This is a genomic window from Spirosoma endophyticum, from assembly GCF_900112365.1.
Classification (GTDB): domain Bacteria; phylum Bacteroidota; class Bacteroidia; order Cytophagales; family Spirosomataceae; genus Spirosoma; species Spirosoma endophyticum.
Genome location: NZ_FOLQ01000006.1, coordinates 171,691 through 196,802 on the forward strand (window position 1 = coordinate 171,691; position 25,112 = coordinate 196,802).

At 45.3% G+C, this 25,112-nt stretch carries 27 protein-coding genes; 13 read left to right on the forward strand and 14 right to left on the reverse strand.

What is annotated here, in order from left to right:
* Nucleotides 1-38: 38 nt before the first annotated feature.
* Complete coding sequence (locus BM202_RS17375) at nt 39-1,187, forward strand: glycoside hydrolase family 5 protein (RefSeq protein ID WP_093828353.1); 1,149 nt, start codon at nt 39-41, stop codon at nt 1,185-1,187.
* A gap of 55 nt (nt 1,188-1,242) precedes the next feature.
* On the opposite strand, the gene BM202_RS17380 is transcribed toward BM202_RS17375, so the two are convergent.
* Nucleotides 1,243-1,572 (reverse strand): hypothetical protein, encoded by a 330-nt coding sequence (locus tag BM202_RS17380; RefSeq protein ID WP_093828355.1) that lies wholly within the window; start codon nt 1,570-1,572, stop codon nt 1,243-1,245.
* 310 nt (nt 1,573-1,882) lie between these two features.
* Between BM202_RS17380 and BM202_RS17385 the strand changes: the two genes are divergently transcribed.
* Nucleotides 1,883-2,521 (forward strand): YciE/YciF ferroxidase family protein, encoded by a 639-nt coding sequence (locus BM202_RS17385; RefSeq protein WP_093828357.1) that lies wholly within the window; start codon nt 1,883-1,885, stop codon nt 2,519-2,521.
* A gap of 107 nt (nt 2,522-2,628) precedes the next feature.
* Here the strand turns inward: BM202_RS17385 and BM202_RS17390 are convergent, their stop codons facing one another.
* The 3 genes from BM202_RS17390 to BM202_RS17400 form a co-directional block, all read right to left on the reverse strand.
* The gene (locus BM202_RS17390; protein WP_093828359.1) at nt 2,629-3,489 is read right to left on the reverse strand and encodes a sugar phosphate isomerase/epimerase family protein; all 861 of its coding nucleotides are present in this window, start codon (nt 3,487-3,489) and stop codon (nt 2,629-2,631) included.
* A gap of 320 nt (nt 3,490-3,809) precedes the next feature.
* A complete protein-coding gene (locus BM202_RS17395; RefSeq protein WP_093828361.1) occupies nt 3,810-6,917 on the reverse strand; it encodes a sensor histidine kinase in 3,108 nt (1,035 codons plus the stop codon).
* Between the two features lie 282 nt (nt 6,918-7,199).
* Nucleotides 7,200-8,015, reverse strand: a complete 816-nt coding sequence (locus BM202_RS17400) for a helix-turn-helix domain-containing protein (RefSeq protein ID WP_093828363.1) — start codon at nt 8,013-8,015, stop codon at nt 7,200-7,202.
* Between the two features lie 190 nt (nt 8,016-8,205).
* On the opposite strand from BM202_RS17400, the gene BM202_RS17405 reads away from it, so the two are divergent.
* Nucleotides 8,206-9,012: a hypothetical protein gene (locus tag BM202_RS17405; protein WP_093828365.1), complete on the forward strand. Its 807-nt coding sequence runs from the start codon at nt 8,206-8,208 to the stop codon at nt 9,010-9,012.
* Here the strand turns inward: BM202_RS17405 and BM202_RS17410 are convergent, their stop codons facing one another.
* Nucleotides 9,013-9,342, reverse strand: coding sequence for an enzyme of heme biosynthesis (locus tag BM202_RS17410; protein ID WP_093828367.1), 330 nt, complete (start codon nt 9,340-9,342; stop codon nt 9,013-9,015).
* Nucleotides 9,343-9,509: 167 nt separating this feature from the next.
* Between BM202_RS17410 and BM202_RS17415 the strand changes: the two genes are divergently transcribed.
* From BM202_RS17415 to BM202_RS17425, 3 genes are all read left to right on the forward strand, one after another.
* The gene (locus BM202_RS17415) at nt 9,510-10,247 is read left to right on the forward strand and encodes an electron transfer flavoprotein subunit beta/FixA family protein (protein WP_093828746.1); all 738 of its coding nucleotides are present in this window, start codon (nt 9,510-9,512) and stop codon (nt 10,245-10,247) included.
* 89 nt (nt 10,248-10,336) lie between these two features.
* On the forward strand, nt 10,337-11,299 hold the full coding sequence (locus BM202_RS17420) for an electron transfer flavoprotein subunit alpha/FixB family protein (RefSeq protein WP_093828369.1): 963 nt from the start codon (nt 10,337-10,339) through the stop codon (nt 11,297-11,299).
* Nucleotides 11,300-11,405: 106 nt separating this feature from the next.
* Nucleotides 11,406-12,002: a bifunctional nuclease family protein gene (locus BM202_RS17425; RefSeq protein WP_093828371.1), complete on the forward strand. Its 597-nt coding sequence runs from the start codon at nt 11,406-11,408 to the stop codon at nt 12,000-12,002.
* 91 nt (nt 12,003-12,093) lie between these two features.
* On the opposite strand, the gene BM202_RS17430 is transcribed toward BM202_RS17425, so the two are convergent.
* From BM202_RS17430 to BM202_RS17440, 3 genes are all read right to left on the reverse strand, one after another.
* Nucleotides 12,094-12,555 (reverse strand): PPC domain-containing DNA-binding protein, encoded by a 462-nt coding sequence (locus BM202_RS17430; protein ID WP_245776702.1) that lies wholly within the window; start codon nt 12,553-12,555, stop codon nt 12,094-12,096.
* A 143-nt stretch (nt 12,556-12,698) separates the two neighbouring features.
* Nucleotides 12,699-14,720: a hypothetical protein gene (locus tag BM202_RS17435; protein WP_093828375.1), complete on the reverse strand. Its 2,022-nt coding sequence runs from the start codon at nt 14,718-14,720 to the stop codon at nt 12,699-12,701.
* Nucleotides 14,721-15,490: 770 nt separating this feature from the next.
* Nucleotides 15,491-15,940, reverse strand: coding sequence for a PaaI family thioesterase (locus tag BM202_RS17440; RefSeq protein ID WP_093828377.1), 450 nt, complete (start codon nt 15,938-15,940; stop codon nt 15,491-15,493).
* A 129-nt stretch (nt 15,941-16,069) separates the two neighbouring features.
* Here BM202_RS17440 and BM202_RS17445 point away from each other — a divergent pair, with 129 nt between their 5' ends.
* The 4 genes from BM202_RS17445 to BM202_RS17460 all read left to right on the forward strand — a co-directional run bounded on the left by BM202_RS17445 (nt 16,070) and on the right by BM202_RS17460 (nt 18,722).
* Nucleotides 16,070-16,831 carry a phosphosulfolactate synthase gene (locus BM202_RS17445; protein WP_093828379.1) on the forward strand — a complete coding sequence of 254 codons (762 nt, stop codon included), beginning with the start codon at nt 16,070-16,072 and terminating at the stop codon, nt 16,829-16,831.
* Nucleotides 16,832-16,920: 89 nt separating this feature from the next.
* Nucleotides 16,921-17,565, forward strand: a complete 645-nt coding sequence (locus tag BM202_RS17450; protein ID WP_093828381.1) for a DedA family protein — start codon at nt 16,921-16,923, stop codon at nt 17,563-17,565.
* Between the two features lie 89 nt (nt 17,566-17,654).
* The gene (locus BM202_RS17455; protein ID WP_093828748.1) at nt 17,655-18,398 is read left to right on the forward strand and encodes a shikimate dehydrogenase family protein; all 744 of its coding nucleotides are present in this window, start codon (nt 17,655-17,657) and stop codon (nt 18,396-18,398) included.
* Nucleotides 18,399-18,437: 39 nt separating this feature from the next.
* Entirely contained in the window at nt 18,438-18,722 is a 285-nt protein-coding gene (locus BM202_RS17460; RefSeq protein WP_093828383.1) for a putative quinol monooxygenase, read from the forward strand.
* Between the two features lie 41 nt (nt 18,723-18,763).
* Here the strand turns inward: BM202_RS17460 and BM202_RS17465 are convergent, their stop codons facing one another.
* The 5 genes from BM202_RS17465 to BM202_RS17485 form a co-directional block, all read right to left on the reverse strand.
* Nucleotides 18,764-19,537, reverse strand: a complete 774-nt coding sequence (locus BM202_RS17465; protein WP_177236616.1) for a glycoside hydrolase family 25 protein — start codon at nt 19,535-19,537, stop codon at nt 18,764-18,766.
* A 112-nt stretch (nt 19,538-19,649) separates the two neighbouring features.
* Complete coding sequence (locus tag BM202_RS17470) at nt 19,650-19,895, reverse strand: hypothetical protein (protein ID WP_093828385.1); 246 nt, start codon at nt 19,893-19,895, stop codon at nt 19,650-19,652.
* 131 nt (nt 19,896-20,026) lie between these two features.
* On the reverse strand, nt 20,027-20,662 hold the full coding sequence (locus tag BM202_RS17475) for a peroxiredoxin (RefSeq protein ID WP_093828387.1): 636 nt from the start codon (nt 20,660-20,662) through the stop codon (nt 20,027-20,029).
* A 217-nt stretch (nt 20,663-20,879) separates the two neighbouring features.
* The gene (locus BM202_RS17480) at nt 20,880-21,536 is read right to left on the reverse strand and encodes a response regulator transcription factor (RefSeq protein ID WP_093828389.1); all 657 of its coding nucleotides are present in this window, start codon (nt 21,534-21,536) and stop codon (nt 20,880-20,882) included.
* Between the two features lie 4 nt (nt 21,537-21,540).
* Nucleotides 21,541-23,118 (reverse strand): sensor histidine kinase, encoded by a 1,578-nt coding sequence (locus BM202_RS17485; protein WP_093828752.1) that lies wholly within the window; start codon nt 23,116-23,118, stop codon nt 21,541-21,543.
* A gap of 89 nt (nt 23,119-23,207) precedes the next feature.
* Here BM202_RS17485 and BM202_RS17490 point away from each other — a divergent pair, with 89 nt between their 5' ends.
* Nucleotides 23,208-23,705: a DUF3299 domain-containing protein gene (locus BM202_RS17490; protein WP_093828391.1), complete on the forward strand. Its 498-nt coding sequence runs from the start codon at nt 23,208-23,210 to the stop codon at nt 23,703-23,705.
* A gap of 102 nt (nt 23,706-23,807) precedes the next feature.
* Nucleotides 23,808-23,984 carry a hypothetical protein gene (locus BM202_RS37275; protein ID WP_177236617.1) on the forward strand — a complete coding sequence of 59 codons (177 nt, stop codon included), beginning with the start codon at nt 23,808-23,810 and terminating at the stop codon, nt 23,982-23,984.
* Here the strand turns inward: BM202_RS37275 and BM202_RS17495 are convergent.
* On the reverse strand, nt 23,974-24,363 hold the full coding sequence (locus BM202_RS17495; protein ID WP_093828393.1) for a hypothetical protein: 390 nt from the start codon (nt 24,361-24,363) through the stop codon (nt 23,974-23,976). The genes BM202_RS37275 and BM202_RS17495 overlap by 11 nt on opposite strands.
* 114 nt (nt 24,364-24,477) lie before the next feature.
* Between BM202_RS17495 and BM202_RS17500 the strand changes: the two genes are divergently transcribed.
* Nucleotides 24,478-24,735: a hypothetical protein gene (locus BM202_RS17500; RefSeq protein WP_093828395.1), complete on the forward strand. Its 258-nt coding sequence runs from the start codon at nt 24,478-24,480 to the stop codon at nt 24,733-24,735.
* Nucleotides 24,736-25,112 lie beyond the last annotated feature (377 nt).

Here is a 25,112-nt window from a genome sequence, read left to right on the forward strand (position 1 = left end):
ATTGAGTAGATTACCGACTTGGCTTTCTCTATTTCTTCATGCAACGAAGGACGTTTATCCAACATACCGGCCTACTCACAGCCGCTGTGAGTACAGCCGGACCAGCGGTTTTTGCTACGTCGCAACCGGAGAACGTAGCAAAAAATAAGTTACCGAAATGGAAAGGGTTTAATCTGCTGGATTTTTTCTCGCCCGATCCTGCCCAATCTCGTAAGGCAACTCAGGAAGATCATCTTAAATGGATGCAGGACTGGGGGTTCGATTTTGTCCGGCTCCCAATGGCGTATCCAGCTTATCTGAAATTTGACAGGAGTCGAAACATTACACCCAACGAAGTCTATCAAATTGACCAGCAGGCCGTTGATCGAATTGATACGTTGGTGGCATTGGCGCATAAATACAAGCTGCATGTCAGTTTGAACCTGCATCGGGCACCGGGTTATTGCATCAACGCAGGCTTCAACGAGCCGTATAATCTCTGGACCGACCAGGCCGCACTCGATGCGTTCTGTTTTCACTGGAACATGTGGGCCAAACGGTATAAGAACGTATCAGCCACGAAAATCAGCTTCGACCTGTTGAATGAGCCGAGTATGCGGGCCGACATGAACGACCAGCACTCCAAACGTAGCACCGTGCCGGGCGACGTTTATCGCAAGGTGGCGAAAGCCGCATCAGAAGCCATTCGGAAGGAAAACCCTAACCATCTGGTCATTGCGGATGGGAACGATACGGGCACTTCGGTTATTCCCGAACTCATCGACCTCAACATCGGTCAAAGTTGCCGGGGGTATAATCCGGGCATTATTTCACACTACAAAGCGCCCTGGGCCAACAAAGACCCGGATCATCTGCCAGAACCTAAATGGCCGGGGCAGGTAGGAAATAAATACCTGAGTCGTGCCATGCTCGAAACCTTCTACCAGCCGTGGATTGAGTTGGTAAATAAGGGCGTTGGCGTTCATTGTGGGGAATGTGGATGCTGGAACAAAACGCCACACGACGTCTTTCTGGCCTGGTTTACCGATGTGCTCGATATTCTGTCGAGCCACGGCATTGGCTTTGCGCTCTGGGAATTCATCGGTGATTTTGGCATTCTGGACTCCCGACGTACCGACGTCGCCTACGAAGACTGGTACGGTCATAAGCTGGACCGGAAACTGCTGAATCTGCTGCTAAAAGCGTAAAAAAAGCCGGCACGAGTGCCAGATTTTTGTTAGTATACTACTGGAATATAAACACTTATTTTGCGGATCGTTTCATACGCTGATCATACAAATCTGGCTGATTGTCATCTAGCGCAGCCTGAGTACGATTACCCAGTTCGGCCGCCCGAATCTCGAATTCCATTTCCTGACGTAGATAATCAACCGTTAAATTATGCTGACTTGCTTCTTCGGTCAACAGCATCGAAAGCTGCTTGGCATGCTCTTCGTCTGATGCTTCCAGCAATCGATTAAACTGCCGGTTAAAATCGCCATATGTATACGGCTCGACACCTTTTGCTACCGAGATTTGGATCTGCCGGTAGGTTTGTGCGACGAAATAAAGAATTTTATTGACGTTACTCATACTACTTACTGATAATGTAGTTGCTGTAACTACAGCACGGGTAAGTAAGTTGCGGTCTGTAGTAAAAAAACAGAGTTGTCTTAGTTAAAAAACACTACGAGGTAGTACTGATCTTCTCGAACAGAAACCACTACGTCAAAAATTTTACAGCCGATACCCGAACACCTTTGATACCGTTTTGTTGATATACGCGAGGCTTTCGTCTTACCAAAACGTAACGCGAACATCATGCCACAAAGCAGGCGCGTAAGTTGTATGCTACTATATTGATCCATCTGGACTTGACTCATTAATCTAAATCACACATAACATGGCATCTCTGACAGACCGCATAGCAAGTTTTTTTGGTGGCGAGGACTCCACTACCGACGAAGGATTGAGAGATCTGTTTATCAGCGAATTAAAAGAAGTCTATTACGCCGAAAAGCACTCAATTAATGCGCTGAACAACCAGGCCGACGCGGGTACAACAAACGAAGTACGTACAGCTTTCCTGCAACATCGTGACGAAAGTCAGGTTCAGATCGAACGTCTGGAAGAGATTTTCAGAATCATTGGCGTAAAAACCGAGGAGATAAAATCAGATGCGATTGACGGCCTGATTAATGACGCCAAACGGGTTATTGCCAATACGGAAGCCGGTTCGCTGACGCGTGATGCCGGGTTGATAATTGCGGTGCAAAAAATTGAGCACTTCGAAATCGCCAGCTATGGCTCCCTCTTGACGCTGGCCAACGTACTGGATTTCGGCCAGTCGGCTGAGTTGTTGGCGCTAACACTAGCCGAAGAGAAAGAAGCCGATCGCAAACTGACGATCCTGGCCGAGTCCTTTGTAAACAAGCGCTCTAAAGTTGAAGAAGACGAACATCCTGGCAGCCATCACGCCAGCCGCCATCCGGCACACAGTCCAGATGCCGATGTTACGCTGGGTGGCACATTGGGGATTTAAACCAAGTAAAAACGTCCCGAAAAGGTAAGCCTTTTCGGGACGTTTTTACTTGATAGATGGGCTTCAATGGCGTCAGCAGGTTTTACCGGCTTACCCATAGCGAAATCTTACTCTTTCAAGCTTTTCAGATACGCGATGCTTTTGGGCATTTGTTCGTACTCATGATTGCTTTCGTCTTCGATGTAATAATGTTTGATACCCGCTTTTTTCGCCAGGCGTAAAATTTCAGGAATGTTAACCTGTCCCTCACCAAGCGTTACGTCGTTTTCGGGTGGTGTACCGCCACTCAAATCACCTTTGATGCCTTTTTTGAGATCTTTCAGGTGCATCAGTTTAAACCGGCTACCGTAGTTCTTCAGCAATTGTACAGGGTCAGCTCCACCGTGTTGCGCCCACAGAATGTCCATTTCAAAGGAAACGTATTCGGGGTTAGTATTTTTAACGATATAATCGAATAAGGTGCCATTCTCGTAAGGCTGGAATTCGTAACCGTGGTTGTGGTAGCAGAATGTGATGCCGTTTTCTTTCAACACTTTGCCAGCTCGATTGAAATCGGCAACGGCCTTTTTGGCATTGTCAAGATTGAAACTGGCTTTTTGATGCGGAATCCAGGCGACCATCACAAACGAAGCCCCCAGGGCTTTTGCCTTTCTAACCGCATCCATAGGGTCTTTCACAAGTTGATCGTAGCCTTCGCCAGTTGCCGAAATTTTAATACCCCGCTCATCACACATCTTTTTAAATTCGGCTTCGGTCATTCCTTTTGGAGCACCACCTTCCATATCCGTAATGCCGAGCGCCTTGATCGTGTCCAACGTAGCGACAACGCTTTTGGGAAAGCTATTCCGATACGTATACGATTCAACGCCAATGGGGAATGTATAAAGTTTGCCTTTCTGGGCAAAGCTATTCGTCAGGTTGAGAAGAGAAGTCGTTGCCAGGCACAACGCGAAAAGGATTTTTTTCATGGCTATGGGTTTTTCATCAATAAGGCTGAATCGCCCCTAATTTTACTCACAGCCAGGGCAGGAACCTCCCGCAGCACGTGATAATCACGACGGCAGTATTTATGTCAAACTAATAGTAATCCTGCCACGGCAGCCACGACGGCTAGCAGCGAGATAACCAGCCAGATACGAGCTGCGTACTCTTTTTTAGAGTCCATAAATTGGCCACATTTAATGAACCAAAGATCGGAGAAAAGACAGGACGAAGCTATACGAAGATCTTGGTATATTGATACGTATTTCTACGCAAAATATAGTTATTGAGGTAAAGCAGCAGCGAATTAGCTTACTGCGGTGGGCACCTGTATCTGGATAGACATCCCCTGTTTTTCGGCGGATGTCAGTTGATAGGTTCCTTTTAGAAGGGCGATTCGCTGCCGAATATTCACGAGGCCATTACCCGACGCCCGTTCTACCAGCGTGGTGTCCAACCCCCGTCCATTATCGCGGTAGGTAAGCAACAAAGCTCCTGATTCGTGGTCAAGATTTAGCCAGACGGTGCTGGCTTCGGCGTGTTTTATGGCATTTTGAAGTAACTCCTGCACCACACGAAACATATTTATTTCAATCGTTGCGGGCAAATTTTGGGGAACATTGTTCGAAACAAACGCTACGTTCAGCCGCTTACTCTCGTTGATAAGCATCGCCATTTCGGCGATCGTCTGGGCTAACCCTAACTCGGCCAAACTGCGGGGATGCATGTCACGAATAATGCTGCGAATGTCGTCGAGCGAGGCTTTCAGAATAGCCATTGATCGTATTTTCAACTCCTCTGTCGGTATAGCTGGATTACCTAATGAAGCCAGATACATTTTCAAAACAGCCAGATTAGCGCCTACACCGTCGTGGAGTTCTTTAGCAAGACGCTGGCGTTCAAGCTCCTGCGTTCTGACCACTACGTTCAACTCCTGTGCCTGGCGACTTTTCAGTTGAAAAATACGGTATTGGTAAACGCCGTACATGCCCCCAATCAACAAGACGAGCAAGGCTATTCTAAACCACAGGGTTTCCCAGAATGGCGGCTTAATGACGATGCTGATAGAAGCGCCCTGCTCATTCCAGACACCATCGTCGTTGCTGCCTCTCACCCGAAAGACGTAGTCACCAGCGGGCAACTTCGTATAGTTGGCGTAGCGCCGGTGCTGCGCGTTCACCCAGTCACGATCAATGCCTTTTAACTTATATTGGTATTTATTTTTTTCAGTATTGGAGAAGTTCAACGTCGCGAATTCGAAACCAATAAAGTTTTGGTCATGCGTAAGAGTCAGTTTTTTTTGATTGGGTGGCCTTGCACTATCCAGCACCGTAACGGCCGTAATCTTAACGGGCGGCACCAACAGATTTCGCTTTAATTCATTGGCATTGAAATAGTTGATACCATGTACTCCCCCAAAAAACAACGTGCCATCCGTATCGCGATAACACACGTTTGTATTGAATTCATCGCTCTGCAGGCCATCACTCAGGTCATAGGTTTTAATACGTCCCCGCGTTGGCGAGAACTGCGCCAGCCCTTTGTTACTGCTCAGCCATAAATAGCCCATGTTGTCCTTCAGGATTCCGTACGTGACTTCGTTCGGTAAGCCGTCGGCTTTGGTGTAGTGTCTTACTAGGCGCAGCTGCTGTAAATCCAGTTGAAAAAGTCCGCAGTCAGTCCCGATCCACAGCCACTTACCGTCTTCCAGGAGACTTCGGATATTGTTGCAGGGCAAGCCATTTTTCTTATCAAAAACCGCGATTCTTTTCGTTTTTGGATCGTAGCGCAACAGACCGTGTCCTAACGTACCAAGCCAGACATTCTGTTGAGAATCTTCCTTAATCAACCGAACCGTGTAGCCTGAGATGGCTGCTACAGCCGGATTATCTTTCCAGTCTTTCCAGCGGTTGGTTGTCAAATCGAACCGCCAGAGTCCACCCTGTTCGCCGATCCAGATTTCCTGCCCACCTGCCTGCTGGCTTATTGCCTGAGCCGAAAACAGGTAAAGTGGTTTTCGATGCGCTAATGGGTACGTAATCAGCGTTCGCCTGAGGGGATCATACTTACCCAGGCCCTGCGTATTGGCAAACCAAAGGTTTTTATGAGCATCCGACGTAATGGCCCGTACTTCATGCGTGAGAAAATTGGTCGACGATTGCGTGTTGGTTAAAAATGGAACGAATTGTTTCGTCGCCAGCGAATAACGGGCTATCCCTCCTGTTTCAGTACCGATGTATAAATCGTTTTGATGCGCGTAAATGGCAAAAATCATATCATCGGGCAACGTATTACGTGGCGCATGCTCATCCTGCTGAATCCGATGAAACTGAAATTTCAACGGGTCATATTTATCAATACCATGGCTGCTCAACCCAATCCAGACAATCTGCTGGCGATCTTCGAACAATGACCACACGAAATTTTCAGCCAGACTTTGGGGATTATTGCCGGCGTGCTGAATGGATGTAAATGATTGACTATCGGGGTTATACATTGAAATACCACCCGTTCTGGTACCGATCCAGATACGCCCCGACCTATCGTTCATCAGGCAGGTAATTTGGTTGCTCGTGAGGTGCTTAACTGAATTTCCCTGCTGAAAATGGGTTATTGCATGTACTGACAATTTCCCTGCATCGGATAGAAGCCCGTTCGCTAGTGAGGCAACATACACGCCATCTTCATACGTCCCGATCCACAGAGCATTGCGGGCGTCAATGAGGATTGAGAGGAGGGTCGTCTGAGGCTTTAAATGAAGGGTGTTATGAATGAACGTTGGCTGAAAAGAATCGGAGTTGGGTCGATACACGTAAAGTTCATTGGTCGCAGCGACCCAGAGTTGCCCCGATACGTCAAGTGAAAAACTGACAAGATTACTCGACGATGGCAAAAAGGATTTGATCTGTTTTGTAGTAGGATTGAAGCGATAAAGACCCCGTTCCTCCGTCATTATCCAGATGTTACCGTTGCGGTCTTCGAGCAGTTTTTTGATCGACAAGTCATCAACAGCATGCTTGATACCAAATACACTACTGAACGTAGTGAAGTTTTCATTTTCCCGATCATATAGATTGAGGCCGCCACCAGTACCAATCCAGAAACGCCCCTGACGATCGGCCAGCAAGGCCTGAACAAAGCTGTTGCTAAGACCCTGTTTGCCTCCCGCCCGAAACATCTTGTATTCATACCCATCAAACCGATTCAACCCATCCTGCGTAGCAAACCAGATGTAATCATCGAATTGGGCAATAGCATAGCCTGTCCCCTGCGAGAGTCCCTTTTCCTGCGAATAGTGTTCCAGAGAAATAGGCTCCGCCAGATCTCTCCTGACCGTAGCCTTTTGCTGAGCTGGCGTTTGCGCCAACCCAACAGCCGAATACAGGATAAGAATGATGAGAACAAGACGAGTCATTAGGCTTAAGTCAGATAATTGCTTCCTGCATAGCGCGTTAATTCTAAATTCTTATGAGGGGCGGTTAACGCAGGAATAGCGCTGGATTGGAAATTACGTCCCTACTCTAAGGCAGGGCATGCAATCAGAAGTACACCATCTGGCTGCACAAGGCTATTCCCTTCCTGTCTGTCCATAAAGCTAACAAAACAAACCGTATCACCAGTGAAGCGATATGCCAGGTAGATTATATAAAGATATGAATGTCAGTTGGCTATACAATTGTAAATATGCGACATTCCATCAGGATAGATAATTCATCAATTCGAGATTGTCTTTCACGTAGAGCGATGGTCGCTTACCTGTAAACTGCGTAAAATCCCGGATAAAGTGCGATTGGTCGTAGTACCCACACTGGTAGATCAGGTCATGCCAGTCGGTTACGTGCCACCGTTGACCTGCCAGTTGCGCACAGAGATAACCAATACGGCGTATACGCGCATAATATTTGGGACTTACACCCACCTTCTGCAAGAATTGCCGTTCGAATTGCCGTCGGCAAACGTACATATCGTCCATTAATTCACCGACGTTTACAACCCCCTTCCGGTCGACAATGGCATTAGCTACGTAGTCAGTTCGGTCGAACGTATTACCTTTTTTGAGCAGTTGTCGGTTCAGAAACTGGTCGAGCAGGCAAACGCGATCAACCGACGTATGAGCTTCCTGAATTTGCTCATGGAGAAACTGAAACGATTTGCCCAGTACGTCAATCAGACTGATCCGTTCATCGGAAAACTCATACATGGGCAGGCCAAACAGGGAGGATAACCCGGCTGGCTTAAAAACAATACCAACCATGCCAATGCGCCCACTTAAATTCAGGGTATAGCTCTGTGTAGCCTGACCAGTTAAAAAGGACGAGGGAGCTAACAGCAAATTATGTTTGTTGTTGTCAACGCAGTAACCATCACCGTAATTAAATACCATTGACGCAAAGCCCGTTGGGGGCGACTCAATGCACATAGGTTGCGTTAGAACATCCTTCTTTTCCCAGGCGAAGTAGCACTCCACAAAGGGCAATAAATGCGTAGACGGAATGAACTTTCGATAGTACATGTTTCAGTTGTGGCTAGGTTTCCTATCTAATTTGTCGATTTTTCTCACAGAAGCGGAAACATTACCCTGCGTTTTATTCAACGGTAGCTTTTCATGGCAAAAACCAGCCTGTCCTTAACACAACTAAATCATCTTCTTAGTTAACTTTACACGGCTTACTCACAATTCCCCGCGTCAACTCAAAAAGACCATGAAGCCTTTTTCCAGACTAAAAGATTTATTTTTTGTTGGCCTCATAGTCAATACGTTAAGTAGCTGTGCTCCGACTATTACAACCTATCAGCTCGAACCCATTTCGGGCGATGTAACTACGATTGATGGTCGTTCGGTTACGAAAGCCGAGCAGAATGGAGTAGGTGTAGTCGCTTCCTTTGAGCGTGAAGATCTGGAATTTGTAACGCTCGATATCGAGGTAAAAAACCACACTGATCATCCCATCGACGTAAATCCGGCAGATTTTCATTTCTCGGCTCTCGGTGCTGCTCAGGATACGCTCTCAGAGCCAGAAAACCCAGGTTTAGCGCTTGTTCGCTCGGCTGCTGACCCAACCTACGAGGCTGGGCGCATGAAGCTGAAACGGAAACAGGAAGAGAAGCGGCTAAAACGAGCTAAGGTGTTCAACACAATCTTGATGGTGGCGGCTGTTGCTTCCGACGTATCATCGTCAGGCAAGAGCCGCTCCTACAACGAATACGTTACGAATCGGGTTAGTCATGGCCTGGCCTATCAAGGCATTGCTGTTAAACGGGCTATAGACTATAGCACCTTCGCCGACCGGATGCAACGCTTTGATTATGAAGAATATCGCTGGCGCGAGCTGGCTCTGAAAGCCAATACGCTGGCTCCCGGCGAATCGGTACGTGGGTTTGTTTATTTACCGAAAGTACAGGGAGCTTATTTTCTGGCTATAAATTACACTATTCCAGAGCAGGCTACCGTGCCTTTGTTGTTCAAGCAGGAGTTGGTGCGGCAAAAGAAAAACCGCCAGCGTCACTAATTACCATTCATCTTCATCGTCCTCGAAAGCCTGCTGCGCCCGCTGCAATTCCAGTAATGTTTTCTGGTTGTTCTGGGTCTGCGCCAGTTTGATACCTTTCTCATACAGCTCGGCGGCCCGATCGCGCTCCTCCAGTTCCGCATAAAGCGCGGCTGCGTGATAGTACGTAGGTAAATAATCAGGATATTCGATCAGCAACTGATCGAAATAAATCCTGGTCTGCTCAGGCTGACTGTTTAGGTACTCCATAGCCAGCGCATAAACATTAAATGGCTCGCTGGGTTCTTCCTGGACAAATTGGATTAATTGCTGGATGCGTTCCGTATTCATTCACGTAAGAAAAAATAGTATGCATGCATACTTTTATGTGAGACAGTTTGTACTTTTGGGGTATAAAAGTAGTAATAAGTACCAAGTTGTAAAGGGTTAGTACGTTGATTACCGACGGCTTTACAGACACTGCCAACTACTTAAACAACCACAAAACCACAATGCGTATGAAAATTTTAGTGTGTGTAACCAGTGTGCCCGACACCACCACCAAAATTACCTTTACGGACAACAATACCAAATTAAACAAAGCTGGTGTAACGTTCATTACCGGCCCCTATGACGATTATGCCCTGGCGCGGGCCGTTGAACTTAAGGAAAAAACGGGTGCTACGATAACGGTACTCAATGTTGGCGAAAGTGATACGGAACCCGTTATTCGCAAATGTCTGGCCATTGGTGCCGACGATGCGATCCGTGTGAATGCCGAGCCTACCGATGCCTATTTTGTAGCCGAGCAAATTGCAGCCATTGCCAAAGAAAATAACTACGACCTGATCCTGATGGGTCGTGAGTCTATCGACTACAATGGTGGCCAGGTTCACGGTATTGTCGGTGAAATGCTTGGGATGCCCTCCATTTCGCCGGTTATGCTGCTCGACATAGACGGTGATACGGCTAAAATTACTCGTGAAATTGAGGGTGGTAAAGAAAGCCTGGAAGCTAAACTACCCCTCGTATTGGGTTGCCAGGAGCCAATTGCCGAATGGAAAATACCCAACATGCGGGGCATCATGACCGCCCGTACCAAGCCTCTTAAGGTCGTTGAGCCAACCGGCACTGACAAACTTACGACGGTTGGCAGCTATGAGCTACCAGCTCCTCGTGGCGCAGTTAAAATGATTAAAGCCGACGAAGCAGAAATGCTTATCCAGCTTCTCCACACCGAAGCAAAAGTAATTTAGTCGGCAGTTGAGAGTCATCAGTCAATAGTTAGAATGCTATTGACTGATGACTCTCAACTGCCGACTGTAAACCACTAACGACCAAACACATGTCAGTCCTCATATTTGCTGAATTAGACGAAGGCAAAATCAAGAAGTCCTCTCAGGAGGCTATTTTCTACGGCGCGAAAGTCGCCCAAATGACTGGTACATCGGCTACGGCCATCATTATCGGTCAGGCTGACGATACAGAACTGGCTTCGGCTGGTCGCTTTGGTGCAGCCAAAGTACTGCATTCATCTGACCCGAAACTGAATGAAGCGAATGGCATGGCCTACGCTACCGTGGTAGCAGCAGCCGCTCAGCAGGAAGGCAGTAATATAATTGTTCTGGCTAAATCATCGTTGGCCGATGCCATGACCGCTCGGCTGGCCGGTAAATTGAGAGCAGGTTTAGCCGCCAACGTGATTGAATTGCCCGACCTGTCGAATGGTTTTCGCGTCAAAAGCAGCATTTATACTGGTAAAGCCTTTGCTTACAATGACTTGAAAGCCGACATTAAAATTTTGGCCATCAAGAAGAACACGATTACACCTGAAGAAACCGACGCGACTGCGCCAGTCGAAGCCTTCACTCCTGCTCTGAACGACTCCGATTTTGTCATTTCGGTTAAAAACACCGAAAAATCATCTGGCGATATCCTGCTGCCCGAAGCTGATCTGGTTGTATCTGCTGGCCGTGGTTTGAAAGGCCCTGAAAACTGGGGTATTGTCGAAGATCTGGCCCAAGCGCTTCACGCAGCTACAGCCTGCTCGAAACCAGTCTCTGATCTTGACTGGCGTCCTCACTCTGAGCACGTAGGGCAAACAGGCCTAAAAATCAGCCCAAATTTATACATTGCCTGTGGTATATCGGGTGCGATACAACACCTGGCTGGTGTAAACTCCTCGAAGGTAATTGTTGTTATTAACAGAGACCCAGAAGCCCCGTTCTTCAAATCGGCCGATTACGGTATCGTTGGTGATGTATTCGACGTACTGCCCCGATTGACAAAAGCGGTAAAAGCTCTGTAAAAAAGTCGTGAAATATAACTTTGTAAGTCGTGGGTAATAGTGATTTGCTAATATTTACTTGCGACTTACAAGGCCATGCCTTACGACTTTTTGTTATTTTTACGCCGTGGATAAGATTAAGCTGGAAATATTAGGACTTTCACCCAGTCAGTCGCAGTCAGGATCGTTTGCGCTGGTATTGGGAGAAGAATATGGCAACCGGCGGTTGCCTATTATCATTGGCATGTTTGAAGCACAAGCTATTGCCATTGAAATCGAAAAAATTGTGCCGAACAGGCCAATGACTCATGACTTGTTCAAGCAGTTTGCCGAACAGTTTAAATTCACAGTTCGCGAAATTATGATTTCCGATCTGCGAGAGGGCATTTTCTTCGCCAAGATTGTGTGCTTTGATGGCGTTCGGGAATCAGTTATTGATGCCCGGCCATCCGATGCCATCGCTATTGGCATCCGGTTCGACGTACCGATTTACACGAATGAATCCATCTTATCAGAAGCGGGCATAACAGCCAGCGGCAATGATGAAGAGGAAGAACAGGAAGAATTAGTACGTTCTTCAAACCGACCTTCAACACGCTCATTTGGTGATCAGTTAAAAAACGCATCCTCTGAAGAACTACAAAAGATGCTCGAAGAAGCGCTCGGTAATGAAGAATACGAACGAGCAGCCAAAATTCGCGATGAAATGAGCAAACGGAACTAAATTTCTTGTATAGAGAAGCCGATTGTAATTTCTATTTTCATAAAAACCCGTATAAGTAAGAAAGCCAGTTCGAGTGATCTGGCTTTCTTACTTATTTTCTTTTTCGCTTTCGGATTGCCAATTCCTGGTAACCAAACGTAGGATCAATTTCACGAACGTATTCGATATCGGGCATCACGCCAATAAGTAGTTCGGCCGTCGTATAAACCGTACAACCTTCCAGTAAATGCCCGCCAATGGTCCGACCAGTTGAATCGGATACGGACAAATGGATATGGCTACCATTTACTGACAGTGTGCCAACGAGTGACACGATCTCAAAATGCCCCTTCCACACACTTCCTTTCTCTTGATTGGCCAGCCGTATTGTTACGTCTGTTAGGCTCCCCACACAAGTAAGAATGGCGCCTGCACCAATACGTTGTTGCTTAACCAGTGATTCTAATTCTGTTTTCAAATCCTGTCCAGGTCGAAGCCGTATGGAGTATGTATGCATTGTAGCATCAACGGCATTAGGCGCTGAATGTCCAGGTTGTGGTTGAGCGTTAAGCATGGTCATGAAGCAGTAAAACACGGTCAGTAATAAAAACCATCGCATTTATATTGTTGGATTATTAGGGTAGCTATTAATAGAAACGAGATAACAAAAAAACCGGGAGCGTTGGCCCCCGGTTTTTTTACCTTGTTATTACTTTGTTATTCTACACCGAACATTACATCTGCACGACGGCCACTGTTGCCAGCACGGCGACGAGTCGCTTTCTTCTTAACGGGTGCAGGCGGAGCCAGTAACTTAGCTTTCTGAGCATCAGTCAATGGTTTCAGGTCAGTGATCGTGTAGCTGTTATCGCTAATCGTCGTATTGAAGCTACCCACAACTTGCTCTGGCTGACCATTGCATGGGAGTTTCGTAACGGAGAACACAGCGCGGAAGTACTGAACCTGTGGACGTACCCGGCGATTTTTGAAGCGGATAGCGTTTCCACTTTCAATTTTTGTTTTCTCAGCCTGTAGTTGTTGTGCAAGACCACCTGGCAGCTCATTGAGGTTTAGGATAACCGTATTTGTATCGAACTCAATAGCACTGGTTGCCAACAGACGATTCAGACCACGATAGCGAAGGCGAGTAACGGTATCTCCAACCGAGGTGATCGTACCGTTACAGTAGCAGACGTTAGCCACTTCACGCGTGTAAGGTGTGCGGTAGTATACTTCCAGACGCTCCAGACGGTGACGGTATTTGCAGTCAACAAACTCTGGCTTATCCCGAATACTAGCAAAGCTACTCGTTGCTACTTCACTCATACAGGTACCACATTTAGCAACTTGCTTATTGTGAACCGTTACGTAATAGAACCCAGGGTTTAATTGTCCGTTAGAGAAATAGGCCGGTGGGAAAGCTAACGTTGTATCCGTCGTATTTTCTAATTGAGCAATCACTTGATCTGCGTTACCGGCAACTACTGAATCTGGACGGTAGTACAAACGAGCCGTGAAAGTTTCGTTTCTTGGATTCGGCGTCGTACTGCGCCAGCTAATGACTGGTGCTGCTGCTGACTTATTCACGGCGGTAAACTTTTGCTCGTTCGTGCTATCAGCATATGATAACGATGCACCCTTGAGTGAAGCACCATTAAAATTGACATTCAACTCAGGAATCTGTTCGCAGGTTGGGCAGGAAACAGGAGCTTTGGGGATCAGCTTCTTCTGAACGAATCCTTTCCGAACAGCCAGACCAACCGTGAAACCACCATGTTTACGTTTGAACTCGTACAATTGATTATCAACGCCATTAACGATCAGATAGTTAAGGCGAGTAATAAACCCTTGCCCCTGCACACCGATGTTCCAGTTGTTACGTAATGGGAAGAACACTGCCAACGATCCTAGTGCGCCTAAGTGATAAAGGTTCGAGCTGGGGTTAACTGATCGAAGTAAAGCTCCCCCATTAACAAGAGACGGAACAGCTCCGGGTTGTAATGTACCTTGCGATGGAATATAGGCAGCAATGGTTGCGGCTTCTGTGCGGAACAATCCGCCACGAGCAGCTGCTTCGATAAACGTTGTAGCTTCCGGATTACGACGACTACGAGCTAGTGTAAACGTCAGTATCGGACCTACTGTCAGGAACATATCTTCCGACGCTCGTTGATCAATCTGAACCTGACTAGCCGGCACGCTTGGGGTACGCGCAGCAGCCAGTCCATACAAGTAATCTTTATAGATACTACGTGTAATATAGTTCTGGTAGCCAAAGGCAGTCCCCACACCAAAACGAAGACGACGAATAGCAGGTGTGAAAAAATAATCAACAGTAGCGGTTATATTAATACCCGCGCCGTTATATAAGGTTTTATCACGCTTATTGGGACCAAACGTATTTTCCCAAGTACCGCAATAAGCAAAGTTAGGTCCGGCGTATAAACCGACTCTCCAGGGAGACAGACGACGGACCAGAATAAATGTTTGAAAAGTCGTATCACAATCGTCCAGTTCCGCAACATCACTGGCCTGAGCTTTGAAATCGTTTCTACGCAAGGTATCTGTGTAAATTCCTTTACCCAGACGGTAGATGTTTTCGCGCTCGTAGTAACCACTAGGGGCAGTTGTTGACGTACTTTGTTGAACTGTGGCGGGTTGAACCCGGACTGTATCAGCCTGTTGAGCAAGGCCAAGAGTAGGTATTGCAAAACTTAGCAACACGAGTCCAGCCAGCATCCTCATGGGGTGTTGTTGGATAAATGTTCGCATATTTATTGAGTTAATTTGACGCAATGTTTCAAAAAATAAAATTTCCTTTTCAGGTACGGCTGTGGAATTTAGAGAATGATCAGACCACTAAATCAGTGGTTTTCACTACAACTAGCCAGTCTACGATCTACTTTTCAGTCTGCAAGCAGTCCTTAGATGTACTTATGACTAATTTTTTAAACAAATGTTTCTTCTGGCTTCGTATTAATTTTTCAAGACATCAGCCAGAAAATGACCTTTCTCATAAAAATACAGTCAACGAATGTGACTGGCCGCACAGATCACCTTACACATGATCCATTAATTCACGATTTTTCTGCAATGTTAAGACTGAATTGCAAAAGTCAACCTATTCTTTCAATATTTTTTCAATGCCTTATGCCAAATAACCTAAGCGAGCTCGGGTCATATTTGTCTTTTAGTAATAAGGGTATCGAAAGGCCATTGGACTTTTTCCATAGTGGGGTAACGTTTCGTTCAAACCTGTCAGAAGTAGTATCTTTGGTCAATAATAGCAATAATAAGGTGATAAAAAAACAATTCTGGTTTTCATGCTCAAACAAAGGGCATATTTCTGTTTTTTCTTATCAAGCAGACTCTGACAGGCATTAAAAAGTTGGATTTCATAAGAAATAAAACTTAGAAAGAATCATTTACTTAGGATCTGGCTTACCTGTATACGATAATTTAAGGCTTTCGTAATGTGCATCCCTTGGTAGCATGATTCTTCATGGACGTTAAAATGGTAGTTTCACCGACGTCTGTATCAGATTCGTTGCGCACTTAACAATTATTTTACTATCTGCAGCGATAATACGTCCCTCGCAGTGAACGATATTTTTTCCCTCCCTTGTAAGCTCAGCTACGGCCGTCACTACCTCGCCCAACCGAGCTGCATGCAAAAAGTCGATAGTAAGGTTAATAGATGTATAGGCAAACTCGCGCCCAAGTGTAAATACCATCGCCCCAATCAAATCGTCCAGAATTGCAGTTGCAGCTCCCCCGTGAAGTACGCCCGCTGGATTTGTCATATCCTCACGAACGGTAAAATCAGCCACTAATCGTCCGTAATCCGCAGCCCGAATAGTCCCATTGAGCCAGCGCCCCAGCGGAGAGATGCTATTACTCATAGATTGGCCAATCTGGGACTGGAAGAAATCTAGGCGTTGATTCGTAGCATTGTTCATAGGCAACAAAAATAGTATTAAACTAAGCTATAAGCCCAAAGGACGCTATTATTTGTGGACTTTCTTGTGAGATTTTCAAGACTTATACTACTTTTGAACGATTTTTATGCGCCTATTTGATTATTTCAAATGAATTATACACTTACACAGTTACCCGACCGTACCGAAAAGCCCCGCCAGAGTGGATTGACAATGGTAATGGACAAAGGGTTAAGTCTACGCGAGGTGGAAGACTTTTTGTCCACCTCTGCTGGCCATTCAGACATAGTTAAATTGGGTTGGGCAACATCATTTGTCACACCAAATCTGAAAGATAAAATAGCCATTTATCAGTCGGCAGGTATTCCTGTTTACTTTGGTGGGACATTATTCGAAGCGTTCGTAGTACGTAATCAGTTCGATGAATATCGAAAACTGTTAGACAAATATGGTCTGGAGCATGCTGAAGTGTCAGATGGTTCAATCGACATGAACCAGGACGATAAATGTAACTACATACGTACGTTGGCAACTCAGGTAACTGTATTGTCGGAAGTGGGCTCGAAGGACGAAGCAAAAATTATTCCGCCTTACAAGTGGATTCAATTGATGAAGTCCGAATTACAGGCGGGTGCCTGGAAAGTGATTGGCGAAGCGCGCGAAGGCGGCACAGTTGGCTTGTTTCGGGCAAGTGGCGAAGTCCGACAGGGGCTGGTTGAAGAAATTCTGACGCAGGTTCCGTTCGAAAGCATTTTATGGGAAGCCCCCCAAAAAGAACAGCAGGTGTGGTTTGTTAAGCTCCTTGGTGCTAATGTTAACCTTGGCAATATTGCTCCTCACGAAGTTATCCCTCTGGAAACCATCCGGTTAGGCTTACGCGGTGATACGTTCTCTCACTTTTTAGATAAATAGACACTAGCCAGCAGTGGTCAGTCATTAGTCGGTAGTCGTAGACGCCTATCTTCTATGACCCCAATGACTGTTGACTGACAACTTATTTTATGGAAATCCTCAAATCGCTACTTGATTTTTTGCTACATCTGGATCGTTATCTTGATCTGTGGGCCAACGAATACGGTGTACTCCTATACGCTATTTTATTTCTGATTGTTTTTACCGAAACAGGTTTGATTGTTATGCCATTGCTGCCCGGCGATTCGCTGCTGTTTGCTGCTGGTGCTCTGGCTGCCCGACCAACAAATGAGTTAAGTGTCTGGGCTATTATTCCACTGCTCATTGGCGCGGCATTACTGGGGGATAACGTCAACTATTTCGTCGGTAAATTTTTGGGAAGCCAGATTAAATCACGGGAACGTATCTTGTTCTTCAAACGTGAATACATTGCCGAAACAGAAAAATTCTATGCCAAATATGGTGGCCGGACTGTAATTATTGCCAGATTTATTCCTATCGTACGGACAATTGCTCCTTTCGTAGCTGGGGCTGGTAGCATGACCTATGGTACCTATATCAAATTCTGTATCATGGGGGCAGTGCTATGGGTAACTAGTATTTCGCTATTAGGCTACTTTTTTGGCAATATTTCGTTTGTCCAGAAGAATTTCGAACTGGTTGTTTTCGGAATCGTTGGCCTTTCAGTGTTACCTATCGTGTTTGAGTTCATTAAAAAGCGTTCCTCTAAATAGAGACCATCAGGTAAATTCTTAAGTATAATGAGATTACTATGCCACGGCTAGAAAGCTGTGGCATAGGCATTTTTAATCCTATCCTTATCATGAAACGTTACGGCCTTATCGGCTTTCCACTTACTCATTCCTTTTCGCAACGGTACTTTACCGAAAAATTTGCTCGTGAAGGCATTAGCGACAGTCGCTACGATTTGTTCGAGCTACCCAACATCACAGCCTTGCCAGACTTATTGAAATTGCCTGGCCTGCGCGGCTTGAATGTTACAATTCCCCACAAGCTAGTTGTTTTGCCTTACGTAGATCGCCTGGATGCATCGGCAGAAAAAATTGGCGCGGTGAACGTAATTAAATTCGAGTCGGACAGTTCGCTAACGGGATACAACTCAGATTACTACGGGTTCCGACAATCTTTAACCAATTGGCTGAATTTGCTTCAGCGCACACCTCATGAGCTACAAGCGTTAGTATTAGGTACGGGCGGAGCGTCAAAGGCTGTTACGGTGGCACTAGCCGATTTAGGCATCGCGTATAAATTCGTATCGCGCACGAAGACCGACAATGCATTAACCTACGACGATTTATCGGCGGGTCTGGGAGATTATCATTTAATTATCAATGGTTCGCCGGTTGGTACATACCCACACATTGACGAAGCACCTGCCCTCCCCTATCACCTGCTTACCCATCATCATTTGCTCTACGATCTGGTGTATAATCCCATAGAGACAAAGTTCATGCAACTCGGCCGAGAACGCGGAGCGGCCACGCATAACGGCCTGCGAATGTTGGAATTACAGGCAGAAAAAGCCTGGGAAATCTGGCAAGGGTAAACTATGGCTAACGACATCTTTTAACCTAAATGTATTCTTATGCCCTTACTAGTTTTTGCTACTATCACGGCCCGCCCCGGTGCCGAAGCTAATCTTAAAACCAGCTTACTTGAATTGGTCGAACAGGTACGTACTGAAGAGGCCTGCCAGCTCTATGAATTGTATCAAAGTGCAGAACACCCTGAGCGTTTTATTATGCACGAACGCTGGGACAATGAAGCGGGTTTGCTGGCACACGACCAGATGCCTCACATGAAAGCCTTTGGTGAACAGGCGAAAGATTGGCTAGCAGGACCAGCGGAATTGACGAAAGTAAACCTATGAACGAGACGTAACATTGCCCTCAGAACTGTGCTAGCTTAGACTTATAGGCAAATATCGTTCAATCGATTTTCATCCATAACAAATACGTTGAAATCGACTTGTCCCCGAATACCCTTTACCCAGCCACTCGGGTTATGTTGCCAGAGGTAAAGTTTATCGGCATTATAGCTACGAAGATGCTTGGTTGAATAGTCGGCAATCCAGAGTGGATAGTCGTCCAGATTCCGCTTGATATATCGCTTGTAAAGGTTACCGTTTGTGTAAATAATCGGCCGAACCTGATAGTGTTTTTCTACGGTTTCGAGCCACAAGCGGAGTCCGTTAACAATCGTTTCGTCAGACTGTCCGTTTATTACTTCAAAGTCAACAACCGGCGCAAAATCACCCGCCCTGAGATCCACATGCTTAATGAAATTATCAGCTTGTTTAATGGGGTCTCGGGTAGGGTGATAGAAATGGTACGCTCCCCGTCGTAGGTTAGATTTTTTAGCTTCACTCCAGTTTTTATCAAAATGCTTGTCGGCCAACGTAGCGCCCTCGGTGGCTTTGATGAATACGAACTGTAATCGAACACCATCAGCTTCCATTTGACGGACGCGTGCCCAGTTAATGCGGTCGTTGTGACGCGATACATCGATTCCATGAATGGTATAGTGCATAGGCAACTTAATGCCAAACGCCTGCACAAACCGCCAATCCATGTCCGCTGGTCGACGGGAGAGAACGGCCCAAATACCTGCTACTAAGATCAATAATGCCGCAATCCATAAACCATATTGCCGAAAAATGAGGTTGACTAGAACGCGTGTTTTCATGCAGGAACTTAAATGCCAGCCCGAAATTAAAGGTTTACCTTCGAATACAACCAACAAAAAAAGCCCTTTGCGTTTACAAGGGGCTTCCATTAATTAATTTGCCACACTATACCTAATCGTGACCTTCTAGCTTAACCAGCTTATTATAAAGGCCAAGTAGTAGAAAAGGAGCTGCCCATTGGCCAATAAATAAGCTCCGATCACGATCACCTTGTGCCTGTAGATACAATGAAACGCCCATTGATCCTAAGGCAGCCCATAAGAAAATATCAGAAGGCAGTTTAGCTGTCTGTTCTTCGATAGCCGTAGCGACCGGCCCTTCTTTGTGTTCTGGATTATCGTTTGTTTGCTTTGCCATAACGCGTCGTTCGTTTATATGATAACGCAGCGTTAACGACGTAATGAATTGTAAAGTTTTAAAATTGTAGGATTACAAAGCAACCGGACAGGCACAAAGCAAATTTATAATCCTACAATTTTAAAAACGTACTACTTGTTGGGCTGGGGCGTTGTGCGTAGGTAAGGCTTCACAAATGTCACTCCTTTGGGAAACTTAGCTTCCAATTGATCGTTCGGTACGGCAGGCGTTACAATAACATCATCGCCCTGTTGCCAATCGGCAGGCGTGGCAACCTGATAATCAGCAGTCAATTGAAGGGAATCAATGACACGTAGTAACTCGTTGAAATTACGTCCCGTCGAGGCTGGGTACGTCAATGTCAGTTTAATTTTTTTATCAGGTCCAATCACAAACACCGAACGTACGGTTGCTTTCTCGCTCGCGTTAGGATGAATCATATCATAAAGTGTCGCCACAGTCCGGTCAGAATCGGCGATAATTGGGAAGTTAACTTCGCTGCCTGTTACGTCCTTAATGTCGGGAGTCCAGCGGTTGTGTGAGTCTAGATCATCAACCGATACGGCAATGACCTTTACGTTACGTTTGCCAAACTCATCTTTGAGCAAGGCTGTTCTGCCTAATTCGGTTGTACAAACAGGTGTGAAGTCGGCAGGATGTGAGAATAGCATTCCCCATGAATTACCTAACCATTCGTGAAAGTGAATGTGGCCCTGGGTTGTGTCGGCCTCAAAATCGGGGGCAATATCTCCTAAGCGAAGTGACATGATTGAGATTGGTTTTATAGTTCACAAAATCTACCTACTAAATATAGTAAGAGGGGAATGGAAAACCGGCTGCTTGCCGGTTTATGGAACAAACCTAAAAAAAAGTTACTGAGTTCGCAATCGCAGCTAGACTTAGCTATCAGCGCTTCTCCTGCTACGTTTGTCTGAACATTCCAGAAATCCGTAGCAGGGCTTATAATCAAAGATGCTGTCGTTTTTAAATCAATTTATCCTCGACTGCCATTCTAACCAGCTCAGCCGCATTACGTACCTGCAATCGGCGCATCATATTAGCCCGGTGGTTATCAACGGTTCGAACACTAAGCTGTAGCTTTTCGGCGATCTCCCGGCTACTCATTCCATCGACCAGAAATTGTAATATTTCCTTCTCCTTATTTGATAATTTGGATTGACGTTCGGTACGACCATGACGGCTGCCTTTTTTCAATTGCTGCATATAGCCACTCAAAATGATCGAAGCCACTGGCGAACTGTAATACTTCTCCCCTGAAGCAATCGTACGAATCGCTTTAATCATTTCATCTGACGACGAATCCTTGAGAATATAGCCATAAGCACCAGCCTCAACCGACTTCAGAATATAATCTTCATTGTTGTGCATCGATAGCATGAGCACCCGCACATTTTTATATAAGCGTGTTACAATCTGCGTCGTCTGGATGCCCGACATACCGGGCAGCGAAATATCCATCAGAATAAGATCGGGCAACGTACTTGCATCGGACTGATGCGCTTTGAGTTTATCGAGAGCCTCTTCGCCATCGTTGGCTTCGTCAATAATTTCTAAGCCATCAGCCTGTTCCAGCAAGAGTCGAATACCGTCACGAACGATCGAGTGATCATCCACCAGCATTAATTTAGTAGGAGTCATGGTAAGCAAAATGCGTTTGATAGGGTATACTGACGTGTAATTTCGTTCCTTTCCCTGGTGTAGAATAAATTTTGAATTTCCCGTTGAGCAGCTTAGTACGTTCCTGAATATTATGCAACCCCTGCGAAGGCGGTCGTAATTTCAAGGGTTCGGTGATATCGCTGTTGCTCTCCAGTTTTGATTTCATTAAGGCGTTAGCCTGTTTTTTTCGTGGCACCTCAAATCCCTGGCCATCATCACTTACGACAAGCTGTAATGTGTTTGCACGTCCTTTCAACTCAATATGAATATGTGATGGGTTGGCGTGCCTAACGGCATTACTAACTGCTTCCTGAGTAACTCGATACAGCATGATTTCGACATCTTTGTCTAATCGGGGCATATCGGCCGTAAGGTTTGTTTTAAATGTAACATCCACCGTTTCACTTCGGTCATTTTCTGCTAGCATTTTAATGGCCGGAATTACGCCGAAGTCACTCAAAACACTGGGCATCAGATCATTAGAAATTGACCGGGTTTCCTGAATTGTTTGCGTTACCAAACTTTTTAATGTCTTCAGGTTTTTGGAATAGGCTGGAGCACCATTCTGTTCGGGAATGGCCGCTCGGGCTAACCCCGCTTCAAGTCCCTCTATCTGCAATTTAATGGCCGTGAGCATTTGGCCCAGTCCATCGTGCAATTCGCGGGATAATCGCTTACGTTCTTCTTCCTGCCCGGCAATCAGATAGGATGTTCGCAGTTTCTGGTCGTCGAGTTTTTGTTCATACTGAAGTTTGGTTGCTTCAAACAGTTTTTGGCGGGTTTCTTTGAGCGACCGGTTGACGCTCAGGAGTTTTTTATTCACAGCTGCCGTCTGGCTTTCAGCCTCAACTAACTGCGCAAATGTTTGCTTAAGTTTTCGGGCCGCCGGGCGAAAAATCAGCAAACCAAAACTCGCCAGTACCACTACAATGAATATGTATAAATAAAGTTCTATTGATTGTAGAATAATGAGTTTAGCTCTCAATTCGCCATTATATTGCCGAACGATTCCATCCATTTTTTCTAAAAATGGTTTTTCGTTAGCCAGAATAAGTTTGAAAGCAAACTGAACGTCGGGTTGCCGAACCTCCTCAAAACGTTGCAGCTGCATAAGTCGATGAGCTCCTTTTTGAAAGGCTTCAAACTCAGGACGGATGCCTTCGTATAATCGCTGAATCGTATCGGAGTTTGTAATAACGACTTTAACATCATCGGCACGTCCTTTGCGAACCTGCATATGGTAACTCTCGAAAACAGGAAATACCTGCCGCAACGCATCTACATTCTCCTTAAAATGATCCTGTTCGTCGATATCAACTACCTGCAGCGCCTGCTTCACAATTTGCTGACTTTGGTGGCGCTGCAAAGCCGAATACCGGATTATCCAGAATTCATCCTGAACAGTTCGAAGCCACCATTGCGTCAATATCTGCCCTACCGTAAGCAAAATAGCCAGGATAATGAGCAAAGTCATGTACAATCGGGTGAACCGAATGGGAATTACCGAGCCGTCTTTTGCGTTATCGTTTAGTGAATCGGGCACAAGTAGCGTGGTCGAAACAAAATGAGTTAGTAAAAGTAATCTTTTTTGTAATTTTACCTTCATTTTCTATCGTATAAGTCGCCAACGCCATGATTCGATTATTGATTGCCTCGTTACTCGTAGTGTCCGTAGCTACCGCTTTTCGCCCAGCGCTACCACCTGTAGATCGGGTTAATCCAACCACATCGACTTCGGTAGCCGCCGAACCGGTAAAACTCTCGTGGGAAGTTCTGCGTGACGTTACATTCAAGAAAAAATGGTATGCCGAAGAATCGGTCTATATGCTTTACCCAACCTTCGGGCAGGGCATCCAAAAACTGAACGGTAAAACAGTTGAACTGACAGGCTACGTACTGCCTGTTGACCTTGAGTCAAATATATACGTACTATCGGCTTTTCCTTACAGCGCCTGTTTCTTTTGCGGAGGTGCCGGCCCCGAATCAGTAGTATCGCTGAAATTCAAAAAAACAGATAAGAAATTTAAAACTGATGAACGCCGGACGTTTCATGGTACCTTGAAATTGAATGCCGATAATATTTACGAACTGAATTACATTTTGGCAGATGCTGAAATGATCGATAAATAAAGATGTTTCCTCACAAAGGGAAGCTAACTTTTCAAAAGCCGTGCTCTATACTGGGCACGGCTTTTTTGTTTTAGACAAAAATAGCTTGCCAGATTACGGACTATGGCTGCTGGCGAAACGCTATTACGTAACCACAAAACAAAAAAACCACTCGAAATGAGTGGTTTTTTTGTTAATCAGTGGAGAATATCGGATTTTCTTCTGGTTTGCGGTACGGCTTATGAGCCGAATAATTATCATCTTTTAGAAGTATTACCAGCAGGATCATTTACGCTGTAATTGTAGCCTGCTGTACCGCGCTCGGAAAAAAACGTAACATACTGGTCAGTGTATCAATATGCTTGCGCTGTTCCCGAATTGTCTCGCGCATGGACTCTATTAGTTCATCTTTATATACAAGTCCCTGACTTTCGCCTACACTATAATCCATACCTTTTTCCGGTATAGAAGTCTCATCCATATAAAAAGCATCAATACTCCGAAATAATAATGGAGTATATTTTGCTAATGCTTTACGCGAAAGCATTGGTTTCTGCGAGTCCTTTTCAACTATTGCCCTACTGACATTCAATGACTTAGCTACGCTTGTCATATCAAAACCTTTCAGTTTTAATATCTCCCTAAGTTTTTGACCATCATTCCTCAGACCTGTTTCCATAATAATGTTTGCTTTTTATTCTGGTTTGCGGTAATCTTGTTGCACGTTTAAACGTAAATGACGCACGTTTGAACGTAAATATAGACTATGGTTTAATTAAACGGTCACTTTATTATGGAAATGATTGAAAAACAGGTAGTTAAAAAAGAATTAAACGGTATGGGCAATTTGTATGAAGTCGCACCGGAATCCAAGAAAATGGCTTTTCGGGAAGCCTTGTTAGTATTCTCCAAGCGGGATAGCATCAATTACTATCGTGCTTTTCGTGATGTCTGGAAGTATTCAGAAAGCATTACAAAAGCTCCTTTTGCTATCGTAGCAACTGCACACAATGTATTAGGATTCAACTATCTAAACGAAACTGATAAATGAAAAAGACCTTATTATTTTTTATCGTGTTTTTTCTAGGCTCGATATTTATTTACATGAATTTAGCATTTATCGTTGGTGATTGGTACGCGGATTATTGGCCGCAAGAATTTAGAGTTTTCTTATGCTTTCTAAATGCTATTTGGGTATTTGTTTATTTTTCAAAAGCTGATTCAAATAAATAATTGTACCATGCCATTAGAACTTTCAACCGACCAACTACGGGTAATGTATATGAGAATGACCCGGCTAGGATGTATTAATCATTTACGGCACGAACTTGAAAGAGAGCCGAACGACGAAATAAAAATTGCAATCATTCGACAAGTGATTGACGAAAAAACGCAATACTTAAATTCAGTTACCCACCAATAATATTA

What these genes read in the sequence shown, in the direction of transcription:
- BM202_RS17410 (WP_093828367.1), bottom strand. Translation starts at nt 9,342, where the DNA reads ATGAATACGGAACGCATCCAGCAATTAATCCAATTTGTCCAGGAAGAA.
- BM202_RS17445 (WP_093828379.1), top strand. Translation starts at nt 16,070, where the DNA reads ATGAATTATACACTTACACAGTTACCCGACCGTACCGAAAAGCCCCGC.
- BM202_RS17385 (WP_093828357.1), top strand. Translation starts at nt 1,883, where the DNA reads ATGGCATCTCTGACAGACCGCATAGCAAGTTTTTTTGGTGGCGAGGAC.
- BM202_RS17395 (WP_093828361.1), bottom strand. Translation starts at nt 6,917, where the DNA reads ATGACTCGTCTTGTTCTCATCATTCTTATCCTGTATTCGGCTGTTGGG.
- BM202_RS17460 (WP_093828383.1), top strand. Translation starts at nt 18,438, where the DNA reads ATGCCCTTACTAGTTTTTGCTACTATCACGGCCCGCCCCGGTGCCGAA.
- BM202_RS17470 (WP_093828385.1), bottom strand. Translation starts at nt 19,895, where the DNA reads ATGGCAAAGCAAACAAACGATAATCCAGAACACAAAGAAGGGCCGGTC.
- BM202_RS17375 (WP_093828353.1), top strand. Translation starts at nt 39, where the DNA reads ATGCAACGAAGGACGTTTATCCAACATACCGGCCTACTCACAGCCGCT.
- BM202_RS17440 (WP_093828377.1), bottom strand. Translation starts at nt 15,940, where the DNA reads ATGAACAATGCTACGAATCAACGCCTAGATTTCTTCCAGTCCCAGATT.
- BM202_RS17380 (WP_093828355.1), bottom strand. Translation starts at nt 1,572, where the DNA reads ATGAGTAACGTCAATAAAATTCTTTATTTCGTCGCACAAACCTACCGG.
- BM202_RS17390 (WP_093828359.1), bottom strand. Translation starts at nt 3,489, where the DNA reads ATGAAAAAAATCCTTTTCGCGTTGTGCCTGGCAACGACTTCTCTTCTC.
- BM202_RS17415 (WP_093828746.1), top strand. Translation starts at nt 9,510, where the DNA reads ATGAAAATTTTAGTGTGTGTAACCAGTGTGCCCGACACCACCACCAAA.
- BM202_RS17500 (WP_093828395.1), top strand. Translation starts at nt 24,478, where the DNA reads ATGGAAATGATTGAAAAACAGGTAGTTAAAAAAGAATTAAACGGTATG.
- BM202_RS17455 (WP_093828748.1), top strand. Translation starts at nt 17,655, where the DNA reads ATGAAACGTTACGGCCTTATCGGCTTTCCACTTACTCATTCCTTTTCG.
- BM202_RS17400 (WP_093828363.1), bottom strand. Translation starts at nt 8,015, where the DNA reads ATGTACTATCGAAAGTTCATTCCGTCTACGCATTTATTGCCCTTTGTG.
- BM202_RS37275 (WP_177236617.1), top strand. Translation starts at nt 23,808, where the DNA reads ATGGCTGCTGGCGAAACGCTATTACGTAACCACAAAACAAAAAAACCA.
- BM202_RS17495 (WP_093828393.1), bottom strand. Translation starts at nt 24,363, where the DNA reads ATGGAAACAGGTCTGAGGAATGATGGTCAAAAACTTAGGGAGATATTA.
- BM202_RS17465 (WP_177236616.1), bottom strand. Translation starts at nt 19,537, where the DNA reads ATGAAAACACGCGTTCTAGTCAACCTCATTTTTCGGCAATATGGTTTA.
- BM202_RS17405 (WP_093828365.1), top strand. Translation starts at nt 8,206, where the DNA reads ATGAAGCCTTTTTCCAGACTAAAAGATTTATTTTTTGTTGGCCTCATA.
- BM202_RS17480 (WP_093828389.1), bottom strand. Translation starts at nt 21,536, where the DNA reads ATGCTGGTGGATGATCACTCGATCGTTCGTGACGGTATTCGACTCTTG.
- BM202_RS17420 (WP_093828369.1), top strand. Translation starts at nt 10,337, where the DNA reads ATGTCAGTCCTCATATTTGCTGAATTAGACGAAGGCAAAATCAAGAAG.
- BM202_RS17490 (WP_093828391.1), top strand. Translation starts at nt 23,208, where the DNA reads ATGATTCGATTATTGATTGCCTCGTTACTCGTAGTGTCCGTAGCTACC.
- BM202_RS17450 (WP_093828381.1), top strand. Translation starts at nt 16,921, where the DNA reads ATGGAAATCCTCAAATCGCTACTTGATTTTTTGCTACATCTGGATCGT.
- BM202_RS17435 (WP_093828375.1), bottom strand. Translation starts at nt 14,720, where the DNA reads ATGCTGGCTGGACTCGTGTTGCTAAGTTTTGCAATACCTACTCTTGGC.
- BM202_RS17430 (WP_245776702.1), bottom strand. Translation starts at nt 12,555, where the DNA reads ATGCTTAACGCTCAACCACAACCTGGACATTCAGCGCCTAATGCCGTT.
- BM202_RS17475 (WP_093828387.1), bottom strand. Translation starts at nt 20,662, where the DNA reads ATGTCACTTCGCTTAGGAGATATTGCCCCCGATTTTGAGGCCGACACA.